This window comes from Rhodococcus chondri, assembly GCF_036327435.1.
Taxonomy (GTDB): Bacteria; Actinomycetota; Actinomycetes; order Mycobacteriales; family Mycobacteriaceae; genus Rhodococcus; species Rhodococcus chondri.
Window position 1 is genome coordinate 1 of record NZ_JAUZMZ010000184.1, and the last position, 8,681, is coordinate 8,681.

Sequence of the window (8,681 nt, forward strand, 5' to 3'; positions counted from 1 at the left end):
CAGGCCGACTCGTCCGCCCTGCTCCGACCCGACACGGGTCGGAGCCCGGTCTCAGATCGGATCGACGACCAGCAGATGTGCCCAATACGATGCGACGTCGGCACCGAGGTAGGGCAGCAGGGCGTCGAAGATCAGATACGACATGCGGGCTCCTTCACTGATTGCGATCCGAGATGCCCGGCCGACGGTACCAGCCGCACCGGCGCGCGACTTGCCCGAAACGGGCCGCCTCATCGGGCACACTGGGGTCATGAGTGACGACGGGTGGTACTACGACGTGAGGACCCACAAGGTGAGCCAGGGCAAGGACCCGCATGCTCTCAACCGGATGGGTCCGTACCCGGATCGGGAAACGGCCGAACGGGCACTTCAGATCGCCGCGGAACGCAACAAGGCCGCCGACGACGCGGACGATGCCTGGAACAACTGACCCACAACTACATCACCGAGGAGAACCCACCATCGTAGTGAGCACGCCCATAGTCGTCGCGCCCGCGATCGACTTCGGATCCGTTCGTGCCGAATTCGGGCTCGAGGAGAGCTTTCCCGCCGAAGCACTCGCGGAGGCGCTCGCACACACCGACCGGTTCGCCGGGCACCGCGACGACCGCACCGACCTGCCCCTGGTGACCATCGATCCGCCCGGCTCGATGGATCTCGATCAGGCGTTGCACCTGGACCGCACTTCGGACGGATTCGTCCTGCACTACGCGATTGCCGATGTCTATGCGGTCGTCGAACCCGGTGGGGCCCTGGACGCCGAGACCCACCGCCGCGGCCAGACGTTCTATCTGCCCGACGGATCCGTTCCGCTCCACCCGCGCGAGCTGTCCGAATCGGCCGCGAGCCTGCTGCCCGGCGCTGTCCGGCCCGCGGTGCTCTGGCGCATCGAGACCGACGAGCACGCCGAACCCGTTGCGGTGACGGTCCGGCGCGCACTCGTGCGGTCGGTGGCGCGGCTGGACTACGCGGGTGTGCAGCGCGACGCGGACGCCGGTTCGCTGCACCCTTCGATCCGAGCGCTTCCGGAATTCGGCAGGTTGCGGAAAGCGGCCGCACTCGCGCGCGGCGCCATCGAACTGCGCTTGCCCGAACAGGATGTCGTCCCGGACGGCGACGGCTGGAAACTCGTCCTGCAACCGCGTACGGAGGCCGACGACTGGAATTCGCACGTATCGCTGCTGACCGGAATGTGCGCTGCGAACATGATGATCGAAGCGAAAGCCGGTCTGTTGCGCACACTTCCCTCGGCCGATCCGGAGGCTGTGACCGCGTTGCGTCGCACCGCGGCGGCGCTCGGAGTTCCGTGGCCGGCGGATCTGACGGTCGGGGTGTTCCTGGCAGGGCTCGACGCGAACGATCCGTCGACGCTCGTGCTGATGAGCGAAGCACCGACTCTGCTGCGGGGCGCGTCGTACGCGGCGTTCGACGGCGAACTCCCCGACGCGACACTGCACGGTGCGATCGGCGCGCCCTACGCGCATGTCACCGCGCCGCTGCGCCGACTGTCGGATCGGTACGCCACCGAAGTGTGCCTGGCGGTGTCGTCCGGCACCGAGATCCCGGTGCACGTGCGGGACCGGCTCCCGACGTTGCCGAAGGTCATGTCCTCGTCGGACACCCTCTCCGCAAGGATCGCGCGCGCTTGTATCGACTTGGCCGAAGTGCGCGTATTGCAAGACCGAGTCGGCGACGAGTTCGCGGCCACAGTGCTCGCGGAGGCAACCGACCGCCGGGACGCGGAGGTGTACCTGCCGTCGGAGATGGTGATCGGCCGGTGCGCCGGTGCACCGCCGGAAGGGCAGCGCGTGCGGGTGCGACTCGAAGTCGCGGATCCGGAGACCCGCACGGTTCGGTTCACGTATGCGTCGTAACGGCAGCGGCCGACGACGGGCCGTCGTCACGGCACTCGTGGCGGCGGTGTCCGTCGTCGCCGTGCTCGCGCTCGGAGTGTGGTGGCTCGCCCCCAACCGGTACCTGCCGTGGGACACCGCACCGTTCCCGGACATCGACGCGGCGGTGCTGTCGCCGCAGCAGGTGACCGTTGTCGAATTGCTCGCGCGCGAACATGCGCAGCAGCGACCCGGCACCTTCTACGCCGAGGGTGTCGAAGAGGAGTGGTGCGCCGATTTCGTCAGCTGGATCATGCGCGAAGCCGGTGCGCCGCTGTCGAATCCGCACTCCGGTCACTGGCGGATACCCGGGGTGTACACCCTGCAGGAGTACTACGAGCAGGACGGCCGATTCGAGCCGGTCGGATCCGGCTACCGGCCCGACGTCGGTGATGTCGTGCTGTACGAGAACACCGCCGGGTTCGGTCAGCACACCAACATCGTCGCCGATGTGGACGGGGACACCGTAACCACGGTGGGCGGCAACGAGTTCCGCAAGATTCGGGTGCACACCCTCGACTGGGCCGGCGACTCCGCCATCGTCGGATTCGGCCGGCTCACGCCGTGAGATCCGTCATCTGAACCGGTCCGTGGCCTCCACCAGACGATGAGTGATACCCGGTTCGTTCGCGGCGTGCCCCGCGTCGTCGACGATCGTCAGCTCCGAGCCCGGCCAGGACTTGTGCAAGTCCCATGCACTCGCTGCCGGACAGACCACGTCGTATCGCCCCTGGACGATAACGCCCGGGATGCCGTGCAAGCGATGGGCATCGTGCAGCAGCCGACCGTCCTCGAGGAACCCGCGATGAAAGAAGTAATGGTTTTCGATGCGGGCGAACGCCAACGCGAACCGGGGTTCCGACGCCTCGGCCACCCGTTCCGGATGTGGGAGCAGCGCGCTGGTCGCGCTCTCCCACGTCGACCACGCGACCGCCGCGTCGAGCGCGACCTGCGGGTCGGGGGAATGCAACAGGCGGTGATAGGTGTCCACGGGGTGCTCGCCGGGATCGGCGCCGACGAGGGGAGCGCAGAACTCCTCCCAGCGGTCGGGGAAGATGTGCCCGGCCCCGCCGTTGTAGTACCAATCGATCTCCGCGCGACGCAGCAGGAAGATGCCCCGCAGGACCAACTCGGTGACCCGTTCGGGACAACGTTGTGCATAGGCCAGGGCCAACGTGGAACCCCACGACCCACCGAACACCTGCCAACGGTCGATCTCGAGGTGGATGCGCAGCCGCTCGATGTCGGCGACCAAGTGATCGGTGGTGTTGACGGACAGATCGGCGCCGTCGGCGACGTGCGGTAGCGCCCGTCCGCAGCCCCGCTGATCGAACACCACGATCCGGTAAGCCTCCGGATCGAAGAATCGGCGATGCATCGGGGCGGACCCGCCACCGGGGCCGCCGTGAAGGAACACGACGGGCTTTCCGCGCGGATTGCCGCTGACCTCCCAATACAGTGCCTGATCGTCACCGACATCGAGCATGCCGTGCGCATGCGGCTCGACGGGTGGATACAGCGTGCGCAGTTCGCCCATCAGAACCCGACCAGGGCGGATGCGAGATCGGGGATCTCCAGAGCGGTGAGTGCCTCCTGCCGGACATCGGCACACTGCTCGGAGGTGATGGTGTCCACGCGCGCACGGTCGCGGACGAGCGCGATCAGATCCACACCGTTGGCCGCCGCCCACTCACCGACCAGAAAGTTCAGGCCCGGCTTGCTCATCGACGGCGTGTAGGTCCGCCAGTTCTGGAGTTGCCCTTCGATGCGGGTGCACAGATCCGCTGCCTGGGCCTCGGTGACGCCGCCCGGCCCGACCGCGGGCGTCGAAGGATTCTGCGCCGATACGGAAGCGGGTGCCGTCGTGGTGCTCGACGCGGTGGGGTCGGGTGCGGTGCCCGGCGCGCACGCGCCGAGAACACCGATCATGGCGGCGGCCACGGCAGTAGAGACCTGTACGCGGCGGGTTCGGTTCATGGATGTGCACCTCGCGGTTGGGGGTTCGGCGTGTCGCCGTCGAGTGTGCCATCGATTTCTGCGGTGGAAGTCGGTGCTCTCCTAAGCTGAGGCGCGCAGCGTCCGAAAGTCGAGAGGCCGTGCTATGTCGGATTCCGATCGCGATCGTCGAAGCAGGGACACGTCATGACCTGGGCCATCGTCGTCAACCTCACGCTTGTGCTCGTCTTCGTTCTGCTGGGTGGGGCATTCGCCGCGGCAGAGATCGCACTGGTGTCGTTGAACACAGGACGGGTCCGCGCCCTCGAACGTCGTGGCCGCCGCGGTGCACGGGTTGCCAAGCTTGTTCGCGAACCCAACAGATTCCTGGCTGCCGTGCAGATCGGGGTCACCGTCGCCGGGTTCTTCTCCGCCGCCTACGGGGCGTCGGCAATCGCGCCTCGTGTCGCTCCGGCGCTCCACGACGGCGGGCTCCCCGCCGGAGCGGCCTCCGCCGTGGCCTTGGTCGTCACGACATTGGTTATCTCGTACCTGTCGCTCGTCCTCGGTGAACTCGTGCCCAAACGGATTGCGCTGCAGCGCGCCAGTGGCGTCGCGCTGCTCACCGCGCCCGTACTGGACCGGTTCGCCTCGCTGGTCCGGCCCGTGATCTGGCTGTTGTCGGCGTCCACGGACGCTGTCGTTCGGTTGCTCGGCGGTGACCCGACGATGACCGGTGAAGAGGTCACCCACGACGATGTGCGAGACATGGTTCTGCACACGGCCATTCCGGAGCGCGAACGCACCCTTCTGTCGGAGGTGTTCGATGCGGGGGAGCGGAGCCTGTCGGAGGTGATGACACCGCGTACCGCGGTGCAGTTCCTCGATGCGACCATGTGCGTCGCAGACGCGCGCGAGGTCGCGCTGCACGCCGGCCACATCCGATATCCCGTCTGCGCGAAATCGGTCGACGACATCGCGGGGGTGGTGCACCTCCGCGACCTGATGCTGGCGCAGGAGTCGGGCACGGTCGGGCAGGTGTGCCGCCGTGCGCTGCATCTGCCGTCGACGATTCCCGCGCTCGCAGCCTTGCCCGACCTTCGGCGGGATGCTCAGCAGTTCGCCGTGGTCGTCGACGAATACGGCGGCACAGCAGGAATCGTGACTCTCGAGGACATCGTCGAAGAGATCATCGGTGAGGTCGGGGAGCAATCGGTGTCGGTGGCCGGCGATCTCGCTCGCGGTGGCGAGCAGTGGGTGGACGGACTCGTCCATCTCGGGGATTTTCACGACGAGACGGGCCTCGCGCTTCCGGACGGCGACTACGAGACGGTCGCGGGGTTCGTGCAGGACCGCCTGCAGCGGATTCCCGAAGTGGGCGACAGCATCGTTTTCGGAGAGCACCGCCTGATCGTCGATTCGCTGGACGGTCGGCGGATCTCCAGGGTGCGCTTGGTTCTCCTCGACGAGGAGGACCCGCACACATTCCCGGGTTGATGGTCACACCGGTGCGGGCGAACGTCGGATACGCGCCGCCACCCATTTCTCCACTTCGGCCACGACGAACACCAACAGGCCGGCCCCGAGCACCTTGCCCCAGTCGGTCGGTGACAGAGCTGCCGAGCCGAACACGGCCTGCATGAACGGGGCGTACGTGAAGAGCAGTTGCAGGGCAGCGCACGCGGCGATGGCGCCGAGCGCGTACCGATTGCCGAACAACCCCTCCCGATCCAGCACGGACGTGTAGATGCGCCGACTGTTGATCAGGTAGAACATCTCGGCCACCACGATCGCGTTGACCGCGAGGGTCCGGGCCACTTCGACGGAAGTGCCGGACTCGAGCTCCCACAGGAACAGCCCGAGCGAACCGGTCATCATCAACACCGACACCATCGCCACGCGCCACACGAAGAACGGGGAGAGTAGTGATTCGTCGGGTGGACGCGGAGCGCGTCGCATCACCGTCTTCTCGGTGGGTTCGAAGGCGAGTGCCAGGCCCAGGGTGCTCACGGTGGCCAGGTTGATCCAGAGCACCTGCGCGGGGGTCAGCGGAAGGGTCAGCTGGAACAGGATTGCAGCGATGACCACGAGAGCTTCACCGCCGTTGGTGGGCAGCATGAAGAGCACGAATTTCTTCAGATTGTCGTAGACACCGCGACCCTCGCGCACCGCCGCGGCGATGCTGGCGAAGTTGTCGTCCGCCAGCACCATGTCTGCGGCTTCCTTGGCGGCTTCGGTTCCCCCCTTGCCCATAGCGACGCCCACATCTGCCCGGGTCAGGGCCGGGGCATCGTTGACACCGTCCCCGGTCATGGCCACGACGTGACCGTTGTCCTGCAGCGCCCGGACCAGACGTAGCTTGTGCTCGGGGCTGGCACGGGCGAACACATCGGTCTCGGCAACGACGCGGCGCAGCGCGGAATCGTCGAGGACTTCGATCTCGGCGCCGGTAACCGGACGTTTGCCGACGCCCAGCCCCATCTGCGCCCCGATCTCGGCGGCGGTGTCGGCGTGGTCCCCGGTGATCATCTTGACGGTGATGCCGGCTCGGTGGCATTCCCGTACCGCCACGACGGCCTCTTCCCGGGGCGGATCGATGATGCCGACCAGAGCGAGCATCGTGAATCCCCCGCAGGCATCCTCGAACTCGATCGTGCCGGTGCCGGCCTCACGGTCGCGAAACGCCAGGGCCAGCACCCGGAGTCCCTGGGCCGCGATCTCCTCGGAGCGGCGGGCCCAGTACTCGGTATCCACAACGTGCGCGACGCCGTGCGAGTCGAGTTGACGGCTGCATGCGGCGAACACCACTTCGGGTGCGCCCTTGAGGAAAATTCTCTCTTGCCGGGCATCGTCGTGGCGGTGCAGCGTTGCCATGAATCGGTGTTCCGACTCGAACGGGACGGCGTCGAGCCGAGGCCATGAGGTCGAGGCCGCCTCCTGGGTCAGGCACGCCTTGCGTCCGAGGACCAGCAGGGCCGCCTCGGTGGGATCGCCGTCGATTTCCCACGAGTTGTCTGCCTCGAACACCCGCGAGTCGTTGCACAGCACACCGGCCCGGATGGCCAGTTCCAGAGCCGTGTCGGTCGCCGGGTCCACGGAAGTGCCGTCGTCGGTGGTCAGATTCCCGGCCGGAGCGTAGCCGACGCCCCCTACATCGACGGTGCGATGCGCGCACACGACCTTCTGCACGGTCATCTCGTTGCGGGTCAGGGTGCCGGTCTTGTCCGAGCAGATCACCGTCACGGAGCCGAGCGTTTCGACCGCGGGAAGCCGGCGGACCACCGCATTGCGACGCGCCATCCGTTGCACCCCGAGGGAAAGGGTCACCGTCATCACCGCGGGGAGCCCCTCCGGGATCGCGGAGGCTGCGAGCGCAACCACGAGGGCGAACATTTCGGACGGTGTCTCGCCTCGCCAGAAGACACCGAGAACGAATGTCAGCGCCGCGGCGAGCAGGATCACTGAAGCGAGCCAGCGCCCGAACCGGCCGATCTGCCTCAGCAGGGGGGTGGTGGAGTTCGGGATGCCCGACAACAGCGCGTTGATCCGGCCGAGTTCGGTGTCGCTGCCGGTCGCGACGACCACCCCGGCACCGTGCCCGAATACCGCGACGGTGCCGGCGTAACAGGTCGATTTCCGGTCGCCCAGTTCGGTGTCGGGATCGACCGACAGCGTCGTCTTCTCGACGGGCATGGATTCGCCGGTCAGGGCGGACTCGTCGATCCGTAGTTCGCGGGCCCGGACGAGACGCAGGTCTGCCGGTACCCGGTCGCCGGATGTGAGGCGGACCATGTCGCCGGGTACGAGGTCGGCCGCCGCGATGTCCACGATCCGCCCGTCCCGGTACACGCGGGTGCGCGGCGCGAGCATCGCGCGGATCGAGTCCAGCGCGGATTCGGCGCGACCCTCCTGGATGAAGCCGATCACGGCGTTGATGACAACCGCACCAGCCAGGACTGCGGTGTCCACCCAGTGGCCGAGGAATGCGGTGACGATCGCCGCGACCATCATGACGTACAGCAGAACGTTGTGGAACTGGCGTAGCAGACGCCACCACCAGCGGTCCGAACGCGACGCCGGCAGAGTGTTGGGGCCGCATTCGCGCAACCGACGAGCCGCTTCCTCGGAGGAAAGACCGGTTGCTGCGGTGTCGAGACGGGTGAGAGTTTCACCAGGCTCGAGGGCGTGCCATGGCTGACTCATCAATCGAACATTACCCAAGGTGAATAGTCGGCGACCCCGCGAGGGCGGACGTCACGGGACTCGCCGAGGTACCGCCGGCATGCCGGCGGTACCTCTGTGCAGGCACTCTCAGAAGGAATGTTCCGGGCCCGGAAAGCTGCCCTGCGCCACTTCGGCTGCGTATTGCGCTGCAGCCCGGCGCAATTCGTCGCCGACCGCACCGAACTTCTTGACGAACTTGGCGGTCTTGCCGCTGGTGTAACCGGCCATGTCCTGCCACACGAGCACCTGGGCGTCGCATTCGTTGCCGGCACCGATGCCCACGGTGGGGATGGTGAGTTTGCGGGTGACCTGACCGGCGATCTCGGCGGGCACCATCTCCATCACGACGGAGAACGCGCCGGCTTCCTGGACGGCGATCGCGTCGGCGATGAGCTGCTCGGCACCGTCGCCGCGGCCCTGGACGCGGAAGCCGCCGAGGGTGTTGACCGATTGCGGGGTGAACCCGATGTGCGCCTGTACCGGGATGCCGGCTGCGGTGATGGCGGCGATCTGCGGGGCCACCCGCTCGCCGCCCTCGAGTTTGACGGCGTGCGCGCCGCCCTCCTTCATGAAGCGGATCGCGGTGGCCAGTGCCTGCTCCGGCGATGCTTCGTAGGTGCCGAACGGCAG

8 protein-coding genes are annotated in these 8,681 nt (G+C 67.3%); 4 read left to right on the plus strand and 4 right to left on the minus strand.

All coding sequences use genetic code 11. The annotated features are described in order from the left end of the window. The first annotated feature begins 250 nt into the window (after window positions 1-250). Genes Q8814_RS22110 through Q8814_RS22120 form a run of 3 tightly spaced genes read left to right on the plus strand, consistent with a single transcriptional unit; the run spans window position 251 to window position 2,460 of the window. A complete protein-coding gene (locus tag Q8814_RS22110; RefSeq protein ID WP_330154130.1) occupies window positions 251-430 on the plus strand; it encodes a hypothetical protein in 180 nt (59 codons plus the stop codon). Next, the gene (locus Q8814_RS22115) at window positions 414-1,874 is read left to right on the plus strand and encodes an RNB domain-containing ribonuclease (protein WP_330154131.1); all 1,461 of its coding nucleotides are present in this window, start codon (window positions 414-416) and stop codon (window positions 1,872-1,874) included. The genes Q8814_RS22110 and Q8814_RS22115 overlap by 17 nt, the downstream gene beginning before the upstream one ends. Continuing rightward, window positions 1,864-2,460, plus strand: coding sequence for a CHAP domain-containing protein (locus Q8814_RS22120; protein ID WP_330154132.1), 597 nt, complete (start codon window positions 1,864-1,866; stop codon window positions 2,458-2,460). Before Q8814_RS22115 ends, Q8814_RS22120 begins: the two co-directional genes overlap by 11 nt. 6 nt (window positions 2,461-2,466) lie before the next feature. On the opposite strand, the gene pip is transcribed toward Q8814_RS22120, so the two are convergent. Together pip and Q8814_RS22130 are read right to left on the minus strand one after the other, a co-directional pair. After that, window positions 2,467-3,429, minus strand: a complete 963-nt coding sequence (gene pip, locus Q8814_RS22125) for a prolyl aminopeptidase (RefSeq protein WP_330154133.1) — start codon at window positions 3,427-3,429, stop codon at window positions 2,467-2,469. Next, window positions 3,429-3,869 carry a hypothetical protein gene (locus Q8814_RS22130; protein ID WP_330154134.1) on the minus strand — a complete coding sequence of 147 codons (441 nt, stop codon included), beginning with the start codon at window positions 3,867-3,869 and terminating at the stop codon, window positions 3,429-3,431. Before Q8814_RS22130 ends, pip begins: the two co-directional genes overlap by 1 nt. Window positions 3,870-4,034: 165 nt before the next feature. Between Q8814_RS22130 and Q8814_RS22135 the strand changes: the two genes are divergently transcribed. Further along, window positions 4,035-5,324, plus strand: coding sequence for a hemolysin family protein (locus Q8814_RS22135; protein ID WP_330154135.1), 1,290 nt, complete (start codon window positions 4,035-4,037; stop codon window positions 5,322-5,324). Between the two features lie 3 nt (window positions 5,325-5,327). On the opposite strand, the gene Q8814_RS22140 is transcribed toward Q8814_RS22135, so the two are convergent. Together Q8814_RS22140 and panB are read right to left on the minus strand one after the other, a co-directional pair. Beyond that, complete coding sequence (locus Q8814_RS22140; RefSeq protein ID WP_330154136.1) at window positions 5,328-8,030, minus strand: cation-transporting P-type ATPase; 2,703 nt, start codon at window positions 8,028-8,030, stop codon at window positions 5,328-5,330. A 108-nt stretch (window positions 8,031-8,138) separates the two neighbouring features. Next, a partial coding sequence (panB, locus tag Q8814_RS22145; RefSeq protein ID WP_330154137.1) for a 3-methyl-2-oxobutanoate hydroxymethyltransferase occupies window positions 8,139-8,681 on the minus strand: 543 nt, incomplete at its 5' end.

Coding starts and splice junctions, on each gene's coding strand:
- pip (WP_330154133.1), bottom strand. CDS start 3,429: ATGGGCGAACTGCGCACGCTGTATCCACCCGTCGAGCCGCATGCGCAC.
- Q8814_RS22110 (WP_330154130.1), top strand. CDS start 251: ATGAGTGACGACGGGTGGTACTACGACGTGAGGACCCACAAGGTGAGC.
- Q8814_RS22130 (WP_330154134.1), bottom strand. CDS start 3,869: ATGAACCGAACCCGCCGCGTACAGGTCTCTACTGCCGTGGCCGCCGCC.
- Q8814_RS22135 (WP_330154135.1), top strand. CDS start 4,035: ATGACCTGGGCCATCGTCGTCAACCTCACGCTTGTGCTCGTCTTCGTT.
- Q8814_RS22140 (WP_330154136.1), bottom strand. CDS start 8,030: ATGAGTCAGCCATGGCACGCCCTCGAGCCTGGTGAAACTCTCACCCGT.
- Q8814_RS22120 (WP_330154132.1), top strand. CDS start 1,864: ATGCGTCGTAACGGCAGCGGCCGACGACGGGCCGTCGTCACGGCACTC.
- Q8814_RS22115 (WP_330154131.1), top strand. CDS start 414: ATGCCTGGAACAACTGACCCACAACTACATCACCGAGGAGAACCCACC.